Source organism: Rhodoglobus sp. GW821-FHT12B09 (assembly GCF_058809925.1).
The window spans coordinates 19,506-34,139 of record NZ_JBXATB010000005.1; the positions used below are offsets into that span (position 1 = coordinate 19,506).

Genomic DNA, 14,634 nt, shown 5'->3' on the forward strand with positions numbered 1-14,634 from the left:
GTCAGACGGGCTGTTCGGCGCGCCACGCCTCGTACTCGGCGCGGCTGTCGGGGCTCAGGGGGTAGTAGTCCGACAGCCGGGCGCCCTGCTCGAGGCGCATACGGCTGAACTCCTCCCAGTTCTCGTGGTCCTCCGCGGACTGCACGAGTTCGAGGGCCTTGCCCGCGGGCACGATCACGGCGCCGTCGTCATCCGCCACGACCACATCGCCGGGCAGGCACAGGACTCCCCCGGCGGCGATCGGCACGTCGTAGGCCCACGGGAAGAGGTCGACCTGCGAGGCGTAGTTCGGCGTGGTGCCCGTGCACCAGATCGGCACGCCGAGCTCTCGCACGCGCGCGGCATCCCGGATCCGGCCGTCGACGACGATGCCGGCGCCGCCGCGGCGCTTGAAGTAGCGCACGAGCATGTCGCCGAAGCACCCGGTGAAGGGGCTGCCGAACGCCTGGACGACGAGGACATCGCCCTCCTGGACGGTCTCGAGCACGGCCCACAGGGCGGTGTGCCGCTCGACGTACTCCTGGCTGAGGCCGCTCGCGACGTCCTCGCGCTGCGGCATGAACTGCAGTGTGAGGGCGGAGCCGATCACGCGGCTCCCGGTCTCGAGCGCGACCGGGCCCTGCACGGAGGTGCGCGAGATGCCCATGCCGTTGAGCTTCGCTGCCGCGGTCGCGGCGCTCACGGCGTCCATGCGGCGCAGGATGTCGGCGTCGGCGCGCTGGAACGGCTCGCCGCGCACGGGAAGGGGCCACACCTGCGTGGGCTCGTCGTAGTCGGTCATCGGTGGTTCTCCTGTTGGTAATGGGCGAAGGAAGCGTGGTGAGCGACGTAGGCCCGTCGCGTGATGTCGAGGCGCAGCGCCACGCGGGTGAGCGGCGGGAGGGTCACGGTGATCCGCGCCGAGCCCGCCGGCTCGTCCACGGTGGCAGTACCGGGCGACGGGATGCCGTACTCAAGCGGCGACCCAGGGTAGCCGCCCTCGGCCGAGGTGGAGTGAACGCCGTCGATCCGGTCCTCGCCGAACGCGCCGGCCTGCACGACGACGCGGCGGACCGCCGAGCTCCCGAGGTTCACAAGCTCGAGCTCGAGGCCCGTCTCGTCGATCGTGGTGACGAGCGCCGCGACGTCCTGCGGGAGACCGGGCCTGCCGAGGTCGGCGTCCCCGTAGAGCACGCTCGCCTGCCCGAGGCCGCCGTTGTACAGGGCGGGCGGGGCGCCGGTGGTGAGCTGGGTGAGCACCTCCGTCACTACCGGGTTGAGTCGCTGCCACCAGTGGATGTCGTCGTCGGAGGGGCCGTGCGGCGTCGCGCGCATGAGCGCGAGGCGGCGCGCGACCTGCGCGAGGGCGAGCTCGAGAGCGTCAACGGGGTAGGAGGGGTTGCGGCCGCGCAGGTAGGTGAACCACGGTGCCTCGTGGCCCTGCTCCTCCTTGTCGTGGAAGAGCACGGTGGCGGTCCAGTCGAACGCCGCGCCGGCTTCGAGCTCGTCGAGCCGGGCGAGGTCCTCCGCGGAGCGCGACACCCACCACAGCCAGACGGGGTAGTTGAGGGGCGGCGGCGCCCAGTCGAACCAGCCCTCCGGGCCGTGGCGCCACGGGATCAGGCGCACGGCAGCTCCCTCGGCGAGCCCGACCTTCTGCGCCCAGCGCGGGTCCAGGCCAGCCGTTTCGGCGTCGAGGACGCGCGCGCGGGCGAGAACGGTGTCGAGCGGCTCTCGAGCCAGGTCGAGTGCCGCGGTGCCGCCGGTGACTATCACGTGGTTGAGCGCGCCTATCGCGGCGCCCGCCTCCACGGAGTGGAGGCCGTGCGGCCACTGCCAGCCGTAGTGGCCCCCGTACCAGGCGCCGTCGTGGAGCTCGCCCACGATCCCGGAGGGGCCGACGTTGTCCGGGATGAGCCCGCCGTTCGCCGCCGCGCGCTCGCGCCAGGCGTCCACGTAGTCGACGACCCAGCCCGCCAGGGCGGGGTCGTGGGAGTAGAGCCACGCGTTGGTGACGAGCGAGGTCGCCGCGAGGTTGACGGCGGTGTCGCCGCGGCCCATGCGGTCGATCATCGCCTGGCCCATGCGCGCGGCGTTGTCGCCCTCGGCGAGGTCGTCCCAGGTTCGGATGCCCGGCAGGTCCTGAAGGGGAAGGCCGTACGGGCGCATCCCGTCCATGGTCGCGCGGTACTCGCGCCAGTCCTCGCCGAGGCCCCAGCGCGGCCCGCCCGATCCGGTGTGCGGCGCCACGATCATCCGGGCCGCCTCGTCGTAGTTCGCGGAGCCGGGCAGGTACAGCCGGGCGAAGCGCTCCGCCCGCCCGCGGAACGCGGCGTCATCGGGGTCGGCGGCGCACAGCGCGTAGAAGAAGATCATCGACTCGCCCTGGTGGAACCAGTCGTAGCCGAGCTCGTACTCGTCCTTGACGAAGCCGAAGGCCGTCATCTGGCGGGTCACCCCCTCCCAGTGGTGCTTCGCCGCGGCGAGCAGGTCGCTCGATCCGCCCAGGCGGTACAGCACCGGCCAGTTGAAGAAGGGCTCGTAGAAGTCGTCGACGCCGTCGCGGTCGTGCATCGGGCCGGCGTACACGAGGCTGCCGTCCGGCGCGCAGTAGGTGGCCTCGAACTCGCGCCAGGCGTCGTCGAGCAGGGCGAACAGCCTCCGCTGAAGCACCGCCCAGACGGGCGCCTCGATGAGCGGGATGCTCGCGACAACGTCGAGCGAGGGTCTGAGGTTGTTCATCCTTTGATCGCCCCCGAGGTCAGACCGCCGATGATGCGGCGCTGCAGGAGCACGTAGAACACGATGACCGGGGCCGCCGCCAGCAGCATGTTCGGGTACACCAGGGTGAAGTCGGTCGAGTACTTGCTCACCGCGGCGTAGACGCCGGTGGTGACCGTGTAGATGCCGGACCCCGGGCCGAGGATGATCTGCGGGTTCACGAAGTCAGACCACACGCCCACGGCGTTGAGGATGACGGCGGTCGCGACAACCGGCGTCATGAGCGGGAAGATCACCTGCCAGAAGGTGCGGATGCGGCCGGCGCCGTCGATCTTCGCCGCCTCGTCCAGCTCGCGCGGCAGGCTCTGGATGAAGGCGACGTAGAGGAACAGCGAGGTCGGGATGGTGCCCGCGGTCTCGAAGAGCAGGAAGCCGGGCACCGTGCCCATGAGCCCGATCGTCTTGAGCACGTAGATCACCGGGATCACGAGCGTCTGGCTCGGGATGAACAGTCCCGTCAGGAGCACGAGGAACACGACGCGGTGGTAGCGGCGCGTGCCCCTGGCAATGGCGTACGCCGCCGGGCCGGCCACGACGACGGATGCCAGGTTCACCGCGACGACGAAGAACGCGCTGATCGCGTAGGCGCCCACGACGTTGAAGCTGGGCGCCGTGATCGCGCGCTGGAGGTACTCGAGCGAGAACCCCTCGCTCGGGAATCCGAAGGGCGACGCGACGATGTCGCGCTGCGACTTGAAGGCGTTCGTCACGAGCAGGTAGATCGGAACGATCATGATGAGGGCGAGGGCCCCGAGCGCGAGAGCGCGCGGGATGGCTGACTTGATCATGCGGCGACCGCCTGCTCGCTGCGGCGGCGGGCGCCGGTGATGATGACCGTCACGATGACGATGGCGACGAGCAGCACGACGGACTGCGCGGCGCCGTAGCCGAGCTGGGACTTGGTGAAGGAGGTCGAGAGGATGTTGTAGACGACGCTCTGCGTACTGCCCGCCGGACCGCCGGCGGTGAGCGCGAGGATGAGCTCGTAGGCCCGCAGCAGGCCCACCACGACGAGCACGATGTTGACCGTGACCGTGGGCGCCAGCATCGGGAGCTTCACGCGCCAGAACGTCTGCCACCGCGAGGCGCCGTCGATTCGCGCGGCCTCGATGAGGCTCTCGGGGATCGTCTGCAGGCCGGCCAGGTAGAGCACCACGTTGACGCCGAAGCTCGACCAGACGATGACGGCGATGACGGAAGCGGTGGCCCAGGTCGGATCGGAGAGGAAGGGGGCCTTCTCCTGGCCCGCGGAGTCCAGGAGCGAGTTGATGGCGCCGTTCGTGCCCAGGATCGAGGACCAGAGGAAGCCGAGGATCACCGGTCCGATCACATAGGGGTAGAAGGCGAGCACGCGCAGGAGCGCGTTGACGCGGGTGTTGGCGTTGAGGAGCAGGGCGACCCCGAGCCCGAGCACATTGCAGGCGACGGTGCCCACGACGGTGATCAGAAGGGTGAGTCCGGCGGCCCGGGCGACCGTCGGGTCCTGGCCGAGCTGGATGTAGTTGCGCAGTCCGATGAACTTGGGCGGGAAGGTGAAGCCGTCCCAGTTGGTGAGGCTGAGGTAGATAGCGATGAGGATCGGGATGAGGACGAACCCGACGACCAGGGTCAGCGCGGGACCGGCCATGAGGAGGTCGGTAAGGGAGTCCCGCCGAGCGAGACGCGAACGCGTGGCGGGGTGCCCCGAGGGGACGGCGGCTGCCGCCCCCTCGGGCCGAATCGCCGTATCAGTTGGCGGCATTCGTCTTCCACCATGCGTCGAGCGCCTTGGCTGCATCTGCCGGCGACCCGCCGGTGTACAGGCTCTGCACCTGGAGGTTGAGCTCGTCGGCGAAGCCCGCGGGGATGCCGGGTCCCGTCGTTCCCGGGACCGAGCCGGGGGCCGCGTCGAGGATCGCCGCGACTGCCGCGTTGAGCGGGCTGCCGTCGTAGCTGACTCCGGCGCGGAAGTTGCCCTCGGAAGCCAGTGACTTCGCGATCGCGTCCTTGTCCGACACCAGGTACTTCACGATGTCGAGTGCGAGCGCCTGGTTCTTCGAGTCCTTGAGGATCGAGTAGGGCTGCGCCGGACCGCTGAACTGCTTGGGCAGCGCGCCGTCGATGGTCGGGGTGGCGAACACGCCGACCTCGAACGGCACGTCGGCGTCGTCGATCGAGGGCACGATCCAGTTGCCGATGATGTAGGTCGCGGCCTTGCCCGAGGTGAAACCGTCGATCGAGTCCTGGTACTTGAGGCCGAGCGCGTCCTTCTGGACCAGGCCGTCCTTGACCCAGCCGGCGTAGGTGTCGAAGTAGGTCGCGTAGGGGCTGTCGGCGAACGACGCGGTGCCCGCGGTCTCGTCGGCCCAGTACTGCGGCCCGTCGGCGAGCAGGGCGGGGTTCGCCATCATCGCGAACTGCGCGCCGGTCACCCACTCCCCGGCGGTCTGCAGCGGAACGTAGCCCGCGTCCTTGAGCTTGCGCAGGTCCGCTGTGAAGTCCTCCAGGGAGGCCGGGGTCTCGGTGATGCCCGCTGCGGCAAAGGCGTCCTTGTTGTAGAACACGAGCGACTGGATCTGGGCGCCGGTGGCGACCTGCCAGATCTTGCCGTCGACCTTGTTCTCCTGGGCGAGCGGGGTGGCGTTCACCCAGTCCTCCTCGGGGAAGGCGGTCAGCTGCGGGATGACGACGGGGTCGAGGTTGCTCGCGACGATGTCGGGAATCGATCCGGAGGCGAGCTCCTGCTGGAGCGTGGCCTGGACGTCCTCACCCGAGGGCGTCTCGATGGTGACCGTCACGCCGGGGTGCGACTCGAGGTACGGGGCCAGAAGGTCCTCGTAGTACTCCTTGGTCAGGACGGGCGTGATGTTCGCCAGGATCCTGATGTCGCCGGTGAGCGCGCCGTCGCCGGAGTCCGGCGGGGTGGCGCAGCCCGCGAAAGCGAAGGCCACGGCGGCGGCCACGGCGACCGCACCGACCTTCGCAAACTTGCTGTGTCTCATTAATCCTCCTTGATTAGTGATCGCCTATCGATAGGCGATTGACTGAATGCTAACGCCAGGCTCCTCGCCTGTCAAAGAGCCGCAGCTACTGGGTGGCCTCGAGCGCCCCCGAGGCGTGGGCGTAGAAGGCCTCGCCCGCCGACTGGGCATCGCCGACGATGAGCGCCTCGATCAGGTCCGAGTGCCAGCCCACGACCACCGACCGGTTTCCCGCGAAGGAGGGATCGCCGATCGCGCGCTGGCTCACGAGGATCGGCTCGAGCGCGTCCCACACCCGCGTGAGGATGGCATGCCCGCCCACGGCGAGCGCGCTGCGGTGGAACGCCATGTCGTGCTGTCGGAACAGTGCCCAGTCCCCCGCCGCTACCGCCGCGTCCATGCGCTCGACGATCGCCCGCAGCGCGCTCACCTCGGCGTCGGAGATCGTGCCGGCGGCCGCCCGGGCTCCCGCGCTCTCCAGGTCGGCACGCAGCTCCCGGGCGATCGCGAACTCCTGGGGCGAGATCTCGGTGACGTAGCTGCCCCTGCGGGGCTCCGACGTCACGAGACCGGCGTGGACGAGGCGCTTCACGGCCTCGCGGACCGGCGCCTGGCTCACTCCCAGCCGCCGCGCGATCTCCGACTCCACGATCCTGTCACCCGGCGCCCGCGTCCCGTCCAGTATCGACCCGAGGATCATGTCGTACACCTTGTCCGAGAGCAGCTCCCGGCCGATTTCCATCTCCGACATCGCAGTCGCGTCCCTTCGTTGAGTGTTCAACTAAAGTAGTCGATACTCGATTGACGGATGCGACGGCACCCGCTTCACTGGGCCCATGCACCTCATCGGCTACCGCACCCGGCTCAGGCCCGGCCAACTCGCCCGCTATACGGCTGCGCATGCTCGCATCCCGGAGCCGATCGCCCGCGCGCTGCGGGCCGCGGCGGTGATCGAGTGGAACATCTGGAGCGACGGCGAGACCCTCTTCCACACGATCCGCACCACCGACGGCCTCGACGCGATGAGCGAGGCAATGGCATCCCTGGGCCCGATCGATCGGCACTGGGACGAGCTGATCGCGACGATGGTCGACGATGCGGCGGAGTCCGCGGCAGTTCTGCCGCTCGTGTGGCACCTCGACGGTGACGAGCAGGGGCCCGACCTGCCCTGAGCGGCTTGCCCCCGATCGGGATGTCGAATATCTTGTCGATAATCGTCAATCGATAGGAAGAGCATCCCTGTGTACGACCCCACTCCGTCGACGCCCCTGCGGGAGGGCGTGACGATCGCCCTCGACGGTGCCGCGTGGCACCTGCTCAGGAAGGCCTCGGCGGGCCTGGCCGCCCCGGTGATCGTCATCGACACGTATCCCGGGGCCGACGTGGACGCCCTCTGCGAGGCCGCGCGCTCCGCGTTGGCCGCGGAGGTTGTGGACGTGGAGGGCGCTGCTCTCCCGGCCGAGAGCCGTGCATCCCGGTTCACGGACACGCTCACGGACGATCGGGTCTTCGGCGTCATGTCCCGCGCGCGGGTTGCCGACTTCTACGATCCCGATCGCGTGCGCGAGCTGCGGGACACGGTCAGCAACCGCTCCGGGGCGCTCGTGCTGATCGGATGGGGCGCCGCCGAGGTCTGGGACGACCCCGACGTCCTGGTCGTCGGGGACCTCGCTCGATGGGAGATCCAGCAGCGGTACCGCCGAGGGATGCCGAACTGGAAGGCCGACAACGCCGCCGAGGACCCCCTCCGCAAGGTCAAGCGCGGGTACTTCCTGGAGTGGCGCGCGGCCGACCGCCACAAGGCCGCGCTGCTGCCGCGAGCCGACTTCGTGATGGATCTCAATGATCCCTCCCACGTCGCGATGCTGCCCGGAGCTGCGGTGCGCGACGCGCTCGCGGACATCGCGCGCCGCCCGTTCCGCCTCGTCCCCTACTTCGACCCCGGTGTCTGGGGCGGGCAGTGGATGAACCGCACCCTCGCCCTGAACCGGCCGGAGGCGAATCTCGCCTGGTCCTTCGACGGGGTGCCCGAGGAGAACAGCCTTCTGCTGAGCGACGGCGACTCGCTCTTCCAGCTCCCCGCGATGGATCTCACGATGCTGCACCCGAGGGAGCTGCTCGGCGAGCTGACCTATGCCCGGTTCGGCGCCGAGTTCCCGATCCGCTTCGACTTCCTGGACACCATGGGAGGGGGCAACCTGTCGTTGCAGGTCCATCCCGTGACGGAGTACATCCGGGATCGATTCGGGATGGCCTACACCCAGGACGAGAGCTACTACATCCTCGACGCCGGCGACGACGCGGTGGTGTACCTCGGGCTCAAGACCGGAGCAGACCCCGACGCCATGGCCCGCGACCTGAGGGCCGCGGAGCGCGGCGACGTCCCGTTCCCCGCCGAGAGCTACATCAACTCCTTCCCGGCCCGGCGGCACGACCACTTCTCGATTCCCGCGGGAACCGTGCACTGCTCCGGCGCGAACTCCATGGTGCTCGAGATCTCGGCGACGCCGTACATCTTCACCTTCAAGATGTGGGACTGGGACCGCGTGGGACTCGACGGGATGCCACGGCCGATCCACCTCGACCACGCTCTGGCGAACATCCAGTGGGATCGGGACACGGAGTGGGTCGAGCGCAACCTCGTCGTGCCGCCCGTGCCCTTGGGCGGCGGCGAGGGCTGGCGGGCCGAGCGCACCGGTCTGCACGAGTTCGAGTTCCTCGAGGTGCGCCGCCACTGGTTCACCGGCACGGTCGAGCACCACACCGAGGGAACCGTCAACATGCTCAACCTCGTTGCGGGCCGCGAGGTGATCGTCGAGTCGCCGTCGGGGGCGTTCCCGCCCTTCGTCGTGCACTACGCCGAGACCTTCATCGTGCCCGCGGCGGTGGGGCCGTACCGCATCCGGCCGCACGGGGAGGGGGTCGGGCTGGAGCATGCCACCGTCACGGCCTCGGTGCGCGGAACCCAGCGGGCCGCATGAGACTCCGGCCCGTGCTGGAGATCGGCGGGACCCATGTGACGGCCGGGCTCGTCGACGTCGACTCCTGGACAGTGATCCGCGACGTGCGGCACCCCCTCGACGCCGCCGCCCCGGCAGAGCAGCTCTTCGAGTCCTTCGCCGCCGCCGCCGCGCTCGTCGCCATCGGCACCCGCCAGTGGGCAGTGGCCATCCCGGGCCCGTTCGACTACGAGCGCGGAGTGGGGAGGTTCGGCGGCATCGGCAAGTTCGGGGCGCTCGACGGCGTGGACGTGCGCGCGGGCCTGATCCGCTGCCTGAACGCCGACACCTGCGTCTTCGTGAACGACGCGGAGGCGTTCGCCGTCGGCGAGTGGCACGCATCGGGAAGACCCGCGCACCGGGCGATCCACGTGACCCTGGGAACGGGCGTGGGCTCCAGCTTCCTCGAGGGAGGCGTCGGGGTGACCAGCTGGCCGGGCATTCCCGAGGGCGGTCGTGCGCATCTGCTGGAGTGGCGCGGCCGCCCCCTGGAGGAGACGGTCTCGAGAGCAGCTCTCCGGGAGGCCTACCGAGCGCGCTCAGGACGTGACGCCGATGTCCGGGAGATCTGCGAACTCGCGCGCGCCGGCGACGTGCCGGCGGCAACCACGGTGGCGGAGGCGTTCGACGCGCTCGGCACCGTGATCGGACCGGCGCTCGATGCCTTCGCCGCCGACGAGATCGTCGTCGGCGGCTCGATCGCGGCCTCGTGGGACATCATCGGCCCCACCCTCGAGGCCGCGGTGCTCAGGGGGTCGTCACGGCGCCCCGTCAGCATCCGCAGGGCGGCCGCCCTCGACGGCGCGCCCCTGATCGGCGCCGCCATCGCCGCGGACCGCCCTCGCTGAAGCCTGCTCGCCCGGGCGGGCCCACGGGGCAGCTACGGTGGTACCGGGTTCCAACCACCCGGCAGGAAGAGTGGCATGAGCCTCATCAGATTCAACGACGTCGCCGTGCGCTTCGAGGGCAACCAGGTGCTGCGCGAGGCCTTCTTCCGGCTCGAGGCCGGCGACCGGGTCGGCCTCATCGGCCGCAACGGCTCTGGCAAGTCGACACTGCTCAAGCTCGCGCTCGGCCAGGTGACTCCGGATGAGGGCGCCGTCACCGTCGAGGCCGACCTCAAGATCGGCTACTTCTCCCAGTTCTCCGAGCTCAACGGCACCCAGACCATCACCGAGGTTCTCGAGGAGGTGTTCACCGAGATCCGCGGCATCGAGGACGAGCTCGCCTCCATCGACGCCGCGATCGGCGCCGGGCCGGATGACCTCGACCCGCTCATCCACCGGCAGTCCGACCTGTTCGCCGAGATGGACCGGCTCGACGGCTGGGACTACCGCCGACGCATCGACACCGCCCTTACGACGCTCGGGTTCACCGAGGCCCACCGCACCTGCCCGATCGACGACCTCTCGGGCGGCTGGCGCAACCGCGCCGCGCTCGCGAAGATCGTGCTCGAAGACCCGCAGGTGCTGCTGCTCGACGAGCCGACCAACTACCTCGACGTCGCGGGCGTCGAGTGGCTCGAGGCCTGGTTCCGGGCGTTCACCGGTGCCGCGATCATCGTGTCGCACGACCGGCGGTTCCTCGACACCGTCGTCACCCGCATCATCGAGGTGGAGAACTTCCACCTGCACGAGTACCCGGGCAACTTCGGCGAGTACGTGGTGCAGAAGCAGTTCAGGCTGAAGACCCTCGAGGCGCAGTTCGTCCACGAGTCGGAGCTGCTGGCCTTCGAGGCCGAGGGCATCGCCGACCGGCGCGAGGCGGCAAAGGCCGCGAGCCGCAGCCTCGACAAGCAGCTCTCCGGCATCAAGAAGTCCCGCGCGCCCCGGCCCGTCGACCAGATCATCACCGAGATCTACGGCGGACTGCACGTCAAGGACGTGCTCGCGCGGGTCGAGTCGCTCGACAAGTCCTACGGCGACAAGGTGCTGTTCCGCGGGCTGCAGTTCGAGCTCCGCCGCGGCAACCGCGTGGCGGTGCTCGGCGCGAACGGCAGCGGCAAGAGCACGCTGCTGCGCGTGCTGCTCGGGGAGGAGAAGGCGGACTCGGGGGAGGTCAACTGGGCGGCCGGGGCATCCGTCGTCTCCTACAACCGGATGCTCGAGCAGCTCGATGACAACGACACCGTCACCCACGCGGTGAACGCGCTGCCCGACTCACTCGCTCTCACGGCCACGCGGAAGTCGGTGGGGCGGTTCCTCTCGATGTTCCAGTTCTCGGAGGCCGACCTCAAGCAGCGCATCGGCAACCTGTCCGGCGGCCAGCGCGCGAGGGTTGCGATGGCCCAGTGCCTGCTCTCCGGGGCGTCGGTGCTGGTGCTCGACGAGCCCACCAACCACCTCGACCTGTCGAGCACGCAGGTGATGGAGCGCGCGCTCGCGCACTTCCCGGGCGCGGTGATCGTGGTGAGCCACGACCGGTTCTTCACCGACAAGATCGCGAACCGCTACCTCGTCTTCGGCGGGGCCGACGGCGAGCTCGAGGTGCGCGCGGGCTAGCGCCCCTGCCGCGGCCGGCCCGGCTTGCGCTCGCCCTTGACCGCGGGCGCGCGTCCCTTGCCCTTGGAGGCTTTCGCCTTGCCGCCCGGCGGGGCGACCGACGCGGCCGCGGCCTTCGCCGAGGTCGCGAGCTGGCGCTCGGCCTCCACGAGGAACGCCTCGCCCTCCGCGGTCAGCCGGGTCGAGCTCGCGGCGGTGTCGAACAGCGGGTAGCCCAGCTGCGCCTCGATGGACCGGATGCCCGCGAGAAGAGTCGACCGCGGGATGCCCAGCGCCCGCGCCGCGTGCGCGAAGTGCAGGTAGCGGGCAGCGGCGACGAACTGCTTGAGCAGGGAGTGGTCCATTCGGCTCAGGCTACTGCGTCGGCTTGGTGGCCTTCCCATCGAGCCAGAGCGTCTCCGACTCGTCGCGGTGCACGCCGTCCGTGCCCACGTGCTTGGTGCTGATCGCCGGCCCCTTCGTGATCACGTGCACGAGCGCCATCGCGTGCCCCCGGCCGAGGCCGAAGTCGGCGGCGAGCCACTCGACGATCGGTGTCGCCTTCGCGCCCGGGCCGAACCCCTTGGCCTCCGCCAGCGCGACGAACTCGCGCGGAGTCTTGCCGGTCTTCTCCTCGATGTTGTCGAGGTACGCCTGGAATGACATGGCTCGAGCCTACGGTGTCGCCGTCGCGCGCGAAGCGCACTGTCGTTTTCGGCGAACTCGGTCAGCTCGCGACCAGAAGGACCCAGTCCTGGCCGTCCGGCTTGGGCGGGATAGTCCATGTCCCGCCGACGGGCTCGACCGAGCCGATCGCGACGTACTCCTCCGCGCGCGGAGTGAACCAGCTCGCCGTGTAGGTGCGAGCTGAATCCATCCCGGCGAGCACCCCGGTCTCGAGCCCGGTGCCGTAGAAGTACGCGACGTACAGGGCGCTGCCGTCGGTCGCCAGCACCGACTCCTCGGGCGCGGCGAACGACCCGTAGGCCGGGTCGCCGAAGCGCGGCACGAGCCGCTGCCAGTCGCCCAGCCCCAGGAAGAACCTCTTGAGGATGCCCATCTGGAGCCCGCCCGGCCGGTCGAGCCCGTCGAACCAGGGCGTGCCGTTCTGGAAGTCGTCCCACCCGGGCACGTCGTAGTCCCACTTGATCGCCCAGACGCCCGCGACGCCGTAGGTGTAGCCGTAGCTGCCGCACAGCAGCGCCTTCCACGCGGACTGCCGCGGGGCATCCGGCGGAACGCTCCAGATGCCCTCGTAGTTGGCCTCGGTCTCGAGGAACGGCTTGCGCGGCTCGAAGTCCCAGTACGACTTGTAGTGCGCCTGCGAGCGCACATCCTCGTGTCCGCCCTGCGTGGGGAACCAGTCGTGCCACGGCTCCTCGCCGAACGTCTTCGGCTCCCCCACCGCGTACATGTGCGCGCCGAGCGGGTGGTGGTACCCGTCGTTCTCGGCGATGGTCCGTGCCGCAGCCCGCCAGGTGTCCATCGAGGCGTACTCGTTCTCGATGTCGACCTCCTGCCCGGTGATCCAGACGATCGGGTGCGCCGCGTACCGCGCGGTCACGTACTGCGCGAAGTGGCTGAGGGCCTCGGCTCCGATCCGCCCGGTCTCGGTGTGCACGCCGAGTCCCAGCGCGATGACCGTGCCGTGGTCGGCGAGGTAGTCCATCATCACGTCGAACTGGTCGGTGAAGGCCCGCGGGTTGAGGTGCGTGTAGTCCTCGGTCCACCAGTTCACGCGCGACACGTTGCCGCCGCCGTCGTTGAGCGCGGCATCCGGGTACGTCTGGTACACCGTGAAGCCGAGGGCGCGGTCGTGGTCGGCGGTGATGCGGAACTGGCTCTCGCCCGGGATGCGCGGGTGGTTGCTCGCGTCGAGCCGCTCGTAGTTCGGCGCCTGCCAGTGGGTGTTGCCGAGCCAGAAGAAGGGTGTGCCGTCCGCGTACTGGAATCCCCGCTCGGTGACCCCGACGAACCCGTGCCGGTAGATGTCGAGCTCGCCCGTGTACGGCACAGCCCTGATCTCCCCTGTCTCGTGGAGGTCGGTGTTCGAGGTGATCGCGTAGCGCCACGGGCCGACCTCGGTGGGGGCGAACCGCACCTTCCACGCGTCCCCGCCGTCCCAGAACCCGGGCAGGGAGACGGTTGCCCCGCTCGGCCCGGTGAAGACGGCGCTGACGCGCACGTCGGTATCCGGATGCGCGTGCTGCACGGCGCTCCTCAGCTCGACCTCGACCCGCCGCCACTGCTCGACCGTGCGCATCAGAGGGCCTTCCTCAGCACGGGGCGCACGCCGAACACGTTCCTGAGCGCCTCGAGGAAGGCGAGCCCGTTGGTCGTGTCCGGCAGCAGCGCCGAGCCCTCTGTCCACTCGTTCCAGGCGTTGATGGTGATGACGGGATGCTCGGCCGGGTGCTCGCGCAGGAACCGCTCGGCGCGGTGCAGCGCCAGCTCGAAGTCCTCCGGGGTCTGGTCGAACACCGGCAGGAACGGGTAGCGGCCGGGCACGAACGGGACCTCAGCCGAGATGCGCGGCGTCGAGTCCCACCCGACTGTCACGTTCGGGTGGAACGGCACCGGCAGCGTCGCGGCGAGGCGCTCGTAGTCGGCGAAGGCCTCCTCCCGCAGTCGCGCCGGGTCGCCGGCCGGGAAGTCGAACGCGGCGAGGTCGGCGTGGTGGATCCACACGTACGAGGTCGCGTTGTCGAAGCCGAGGGTGGTGAGCAGCGTCGCGGGGTCGTCGACGGTGATGGCCGTGGGAAGCACGCCGAAGCCCCAGACCACCGCGTCCAGGTGCAGCCCGGGGAAGCCCGCGTCGACCACCCGCTGCCGGAACCAGGCGAGGGCGTCCCGGGCCTCGTCCACCCCGCCCATCCCGAGGATGAAGTTGCCGATCTCGTACAGCGAGAACCACGGCCTGCCGTCGACCGTGAGGTAGTTCGGCTCGCGGAAGTAGGCCTCGATGATGTGCTCCACCATCTGCTCGAACTCCGCCCGCCCGATCGCGCCGTCCTTCAGCCGACGGGCGTCGGCGGCGTTCGGGTCCGTGTACGGGAAGATGTCGACGAGCTCGTGGTTCGCCCACATGAGCGCGAAGGAGACCTCCTCGCGGTTCGGCGCCTTGAGCAGCCCCTTGTCGAGGGCGCCCGAGAGGTAGGGGCCGTCGTCGTACCAGTAGTAGTCGACGAGGAAGCCGTCCACCCCGTGGCTCGCGGCCAGCTCGATCTCGGCAGCGGCGACAGCGGGATCGGACTCGTCGACGTGGCCCGCCAGCGGCACGCGCGGCTGCCGATGACCGTCGAAACGGGGGCGCGCGGCATCCAGCAGCTTCCACTCGTCCCAGCCGTCGCCGAACCAGGCGGTGTTGCGGGGGTCGCTGTGCCAGTCCGGGAAGTAGTAGGCAAGGATCGTGGGGCGGGGCATATCTCTCCTGGT

14 protein-coding genes are annotated in these 14,634 nt (G+C 69.9%); 4 read left to right on the forward strand and 10 right to left on the reverse strand.

Going from position 1 to position 14,634, the window contains the following annotated elements; all coding sequences use genetic code 11:
* Position 1: 1 nt before the first annotated feature.
* From AC1RTC_RS11105 to AC1RTC_RS11130, 6 genes are all read right to left on the reverse strand, one after another.
* Positions 2 to 781, reverse strand: a complete 780-nt coding sequence (locus AC1RTC_RS11105; protein WP_493155602.1) for an RraA family protein — start codon at positions 779 to 781, stop codon at positions 2 to 4.
* Positions 778 to 2,721 (reverse strand): DUF8034 domain-containing protein, encoded by a 1,944-nt coding sequence (locus AC1RTC_RS11110; protein WP_493155603.1) that lies wholly within the window; start codon positions 2,719 to 2,721, stop codon positions 778 to 780. The genes AC1RTC_RS11105 and AC1RTC_RS11110 overlap by 4 nt, the downstream gene beginning before the upstream one ends.
* The gene (locus AC1RTC_RS11115) at positions 2,718 to 3,548 is read right to left on the reverse strand and encodes a carbohydrate ABC transporter permease (protein WP_493155605.1); all 831 of its coding nucleotides are present in this window, start codon (positions 3,546 to 3,548) and stop codon (positions 2,718 to 2,720) included. Before AC1RTC_RS11115 ends, AC1RTC_RS11110 begins: the two co-directional genes overlap by 4 nt.
* A complete protein-coding gene (locus AC1RTC_RS11120; protein WP_493155607.1) occupies positions 3,545 to 4,387 on the reverse strand; it encodes a carbohydrate ABC transporter permease in 843 nt (280 codons plus the stop codon). Before AC1RTC_RS11120 ends, AC1RTC_RS11115 begins: the two co-directional genes overlap by 4 nt.
* Before the next feature lie 100 nt (positions 4,388 to 4,487).
* Positions 4,488 to 5,741: an ABC transporter substrate-binding protein gene (locus AC1RTC_RS11125; protein ID WP_493155609.1), complete on the reverse strand. Its 1,254-nt coding sequence runs from the start codon at positions 5,739 to 5,741 to the stop codon at positions 4,488 to 4,490.
* 85 nt (positions 5,742 to 5,826) lie between these two features.
* Positions 5,827 to 6,471 (reverse strand): GntR family transcriptional regulator, encoded by a 645-nt coding sequence (locus tag AC1RTC_RS11130; protein WP_493155611.1) that lies wholly within the window; start codon positions 6,469 to 6,471, stop codon positions 5,827 to 5,829.
* A gap of 85 nt (positions 6,472 to 6,556) precedes the next feature.
* On the opposite strand from AC1RTC_RS11130, the gene AC1RTC_RS11135 reads away from it, so the two are divergent.
* The 4 genes from AC1RTC_RS11135 (at position 6,557) to AC1RTC_RS11150 (ending at position 11,220) form a co-directional block, all read left to right on the forward strand.
* Complete coding sequence (locus AC1RTC_RS11135; protein ID WP_493155613.1) at positions 6,557 to 6,892, forward strand: L-rhamnose mutarotase; 336 nt, start codon at positions 6,557 to 6,559, stop codon at positions 6,890 to 6,892.
* 69 nt (positions 6,893 to 6,961) lie between these two features.
* On the forward strand, positions 6,962 to 8,701 hold the full coding sequence (locus AC1RTC_RS11140; protein ID WP_493155615.1) for a class I mannose-6-phosphate isomerase: 1,740 nt from the start codon (positions 6,962 to 6,964) through the stop codon (positions 8,699 to 8,701).
* Positions 8,698 to 9,567, forward strand: coding sequence for an ROK family protein (locus AC1RTC_RS11145; RefSeq protein WP_493155617.1), 870 nt, complete (start codon positions 8,698 to 8,700; stop codon positions 9,565 to 9,567). Before AC1RTC_RS11140 ends, AC1RTC_RS11145 begins: the two co-directional genes overlap by 4 nt.
* Before the next feature lie 75 nt (positions 9,568 to 9,642).
* Entirely contained in the window at positions 9,643 to 11,220 is a 1,578-nt protein-coding gene (locus AC1RTC_RS11150; protein ID WP_493155619.1) for an ABC-F family ATP-binding cassette domain-containing protein, read from the forward strand.
* Here AC1RTC_RS11150 and AC1RTC_RS11155 read toward each other — a convergent pair.
* From AC1RTC_RS11155 to AC1RTC_RS11170, 4 genes are all read right to left on the reverse strand, one after another.
* Positions 11,217 to 11,564 carry a LysR family transcriptional regulator gene (locus AC1RTC_RS11155; RefSeq protein WP_493155621.1) on the reverse strand — a complete coding sequence of 116 codons (348 nt, stop codon included), beginning with the start codon at positions 11,562 to 11,564 and terminating at the stop codon, positions 11,217 to 11,219. The genes AC1RTC_RS11150 and AC1RTC_RS11155 overlap by 4 nt on opposite strands.
* A 10-nt stretch (positions 11,565 to 11,574) precedes the next feature.
* On the reverse strand, positions 11,575 to 11,865 hold the full coding sequence (locus tag AC1RTC_RS11160; RefSeq protein WP_493155623.1) for a DUF4287 domain-containing protein: 291 nt from the start codon (positions 11,863 to 11,865) through the stop codon (positions 11,575 to 11,577).
* 61 nt (positions 11,866 to 11,926) lie between these two features.
* Entirely contained in the window at positions 11,927 to 13,462 is a 1,536-nt protein-coding gene (locus AC1RTC_RS11165) for a glycoside hydrolase family 140 protein (protein WP_493155624.1), read from the reverse strand.
* Complete coding sequence (locus AC1RTC_RS11170; protein WP_493155626.1) at positions 13,462 to 14,622, reverse strand: glycoside hydrolase family 99-like domain-containing protein; 1,161 nt, start codon at positions 14,620 to 14,622, stop codon at positions 13,462 to 13,464. Before AC1RTC_RS11170 ends, AC1RTC_RS11165 begins: the two co-directional genes overlap by 1 nt.
* Positions 14,623 to 14,634: the final 12 nt, after the last annotated feature.

Excerpts from the sequence above, each read along its gene's own strand:
- AC1RTC_RS11135 (WP_493155613.1), top strand. The coding sequence starts at position 6,557 with ATGCACCTCATCGGCTACCGCACCCGGCTCAGGCCCGGCCAACTCGCC.
- AC1RTC_RS11165 (WP_493155624.1), bottom strand. The coding sequence starts at position 13,462 with ATGCGCACGGTCGAGCAGTGGCGGCGGGTCGAGGTCGAGCTGAGGAGC.
- AC1RTC_RS11155 (WP_493155621.1), bottom strand. The coding sequence starts at position 11,564 with ATGGACCACTCCCTGCTCAAGCAGTTCGTCGCCGCTGCCCGCTACCTG.
- AC1RTC_RS11125 (WP_493155609.1), bottom strand. The coding sequence starts at position 5,741 with ATGAGACACAGCAAGTTTGCGAAGGTCGGTGCGGTCGCCGTGGCCGCC.
- AC1RTC_RS11145 (WP_493155617.1), top strand. The coding sequence starts at position 8,698 with ATGAGACTCCGGCCCGTGCTGGAGATCGGCGGGACCCATGTGACGGCC.
- AC1RTC_RS11150 (WP_493155619.1), top strand. The coding sequence starts at position 9,643 with ATGAGCCTCATCAGATTCAACGACGTCGCCGTGCGCTTCGAGGGCAAC.
- AC1RTC_RS11110 (WP_493155603.1), bottom strand. The coding sequence starts at position 2,721 with ATGAACAACCTCAGACCCTCGCTCGACGTTGTCGCGAGCATCCCGCTC.
- AC1RTC_RS11130 (WP_493155611.1), bottom strand. The coding sequence starts at position 6,471 with ATGTCGGAGATGGAAATCGGCCGGGAGCTGCTCTCGGACAAGGTGTAC.
- AC1RTC_RS11120 (WP_493155607.1), bottom strand. The coding sequence starts at position 4,387 with ATGGCCGGTCCCGCGCTGACCCTGGTCGTCGGGTTCGTCCTCATCCCG.
- AC1RTC_RS11115 (WP_493155605.1), bottom strand. The coding sequence starts at position 3,548 with ATGATCAAGTCAGCCATCCCGCGCGCTCTCGCGCTCGGGGCCCTCGCC.
- AC1RTC_RS11170 (WP_493155626.1), bottom strand. The coding sequence starts at position 14,622 with ATGCCCCGCCCCACGATCCTTGCCTACTACTTCCCGGACTGGCACAGC.
- AC1RTC_RS11105 (WP_493155602.1), bottom strand. The coding sequence starts at position 781 with ATGACCGACTACGACGAGCCCACGCAGGTGTGGCCCCTTCCCGTGCGC.
- AC1RTC_RS11160 (WP_493155623.1), bottom strand. The coding sequence starts at position 11,865 with ATGTCATTCCAGGCGTACCTCGACAACATCGAGGAGAAGACCGGCAAG.